Source organism: Streptomyces sparsus, from assembly GCF_054776295.1.
The window spans coordinates 1-1,653 of the sequence record NZ_BAAHCA010001011.1 but is presented as its reverse complement, the minus strand read 5'-3'; the positions used below and the strand labels follow the sequence as shown (position 1 = coordinate 1,653).

General features: G+C 71.3%; 1 protein-coding gene and 1 pseudogene. Both read left to right on the top strand.

Annotated features, from left to right (window positions below):
* The first annotated feature begins 95 nt into the window (after window positions 1–95).
* A complete protein-coding gene (locus ACYVE9_RS25865; RefSeq protein WP_461030317.1) occupies window positions 96–1,163 on the top strand; it encodes a glucose-1-phosphate thymidylyltransferase in 1,068 nt (355 codons plus the stop codon).
* Window positions 1,160–1,653: pseudogene (locus ACYVE9_RS25860) on the top strand (hypothetical protein); the annotation flags it as partial. The gene ACYVE9_RS25865 and the pseudogene ACYVE9_RS25860, both read left to right, overlap by 4 nt.

Below are 1,653 nucleotides of genomic sequence, written 5' to 3'. Positions count from 1 at the left end.
CCGGCGCCGCCCAGCGGCACCGGACGGCACCGAACCGCCCCAGGCCCGGGACCCCACGGCTCCCGGCCGCCCACCTCTGCCACCTGGATGGAACTGTGAAGGCTCTCGTACTCGCGGGGGGATCCGGTACGCGCCTGCGCCCGATCACCCACACGTCCAGCAAACAACTGGTCCCGGTCGCCAACAAGCCGATCCTCTTCTACGGCCTGGAGTCCGTCGCCGACGCCGGCATCACCGAGGTCGGCATCATCGTCGGCAGCACCGCGCCGGAGATCGAGGCCGCCGTCGGCGACGGGTCCGCCTTCGGCCTGGACGTCACCTACATCCCGCAGAGCGAGCCCCTGGGGCTCGCCCACGCCGTGCTCCTCGCCCAACCCTTCCTCGGGGACGACGACTTCGTCATGTACCTCGGCGACAACTTCGTCCTCGACGGCATCACCGACGTCGTCGACGAGTTCCGCAAGGAGCGCTGCGACGCCCAGATCCTGCTGACCCGCGTCAGCGACGCCACCGCCTTCGGCGTCGCCGTCACCGACGACCACGGCAACGTCACCGACCTGGAGGAGAAGCCCGCACGGCCCCGCAGCGACCTCGCCGTCGCCGGCGTCTACCTGTTCACCCCTGCCGTCCACGAAGCCGTCCGCGCCATCTCGCCCTCCGCCCGCGGCGAACTGGAGATCACCGACGCCCTGCAGTGGATGATCGACCAACGGCTCACCGTACGGTCCACTGTCATCACCAGCTACTGGAAGGACACCGGCAACGTCACCGACATGCTGGAGGTCAACCGCACCCTCCTGGAACGCCTCCAGTTCCGTGTCGACGGCACCGTCGACGAGGAGAGCGAGATCATCGGACGGGTCCGTATCGAAGCCGGCGCCGAGGTCCGCCGCTCCCGCATCGTCGGCCCGGCCATCATCGGCGCCGGGAGCATCGTCACCGACTCCTACATCGGCCCCTCCACCTCGGTCGCCGAGAACTGCCGCATCACCAAGAGCGAGATCGAGTACTCCATCGTCCTGAGCGACTCCTCCTTCGACCGCATCCGCCGGGTCGAGGCCTCCCTCGTCGGGCGCAACGTGAAGGTCACCCTCGCCCCCCGGCTGCCCGCCACCCACCGCCTCGTGATCGGCGACCACGGCCAGGTGCAGATCTCGTCATGAACGCCGTCCGCCTGCTCGTCGTCACCGCGGTGACGCCCGAACGCGACGCCGTCGCGGACGGCCTGCCGCGGACTCCGGCGGCCGCACTCGCCGCGGGAGGCCCCGCGTTCACCGCGACGAAACCCCGGAAGCTTCCCGAGCTGCGCCCCTGGGTCTCGGCGGTGGCGGCCGCGCACGACAGCGGAGTCCGGCTCTCCCTGCGCATCGAGACCGACACCACGCACGAACCGGACCCCGCGCACAGGAGGGACCGAGACGTCGGCATCAGCGGCGACGCGGGCACGGTTGACGGCGCAGCCGCGTCCGGCCCCGAGCCCGGCGAGCGGACCGATGGTGCGGGTGACACCGGGCCGGTCCGGGAAGCGGTCCGCTTCCGTGCCGTGCTCCAGGTCCACAGCGTCGAGTCCCCCGGCACGGTCGCTGACGCCGCCGCACTGTGGAGGTCGGGTTCCGACAGCGGCTTCGGCCCGGAGGCCCGCACCAGCGCGCT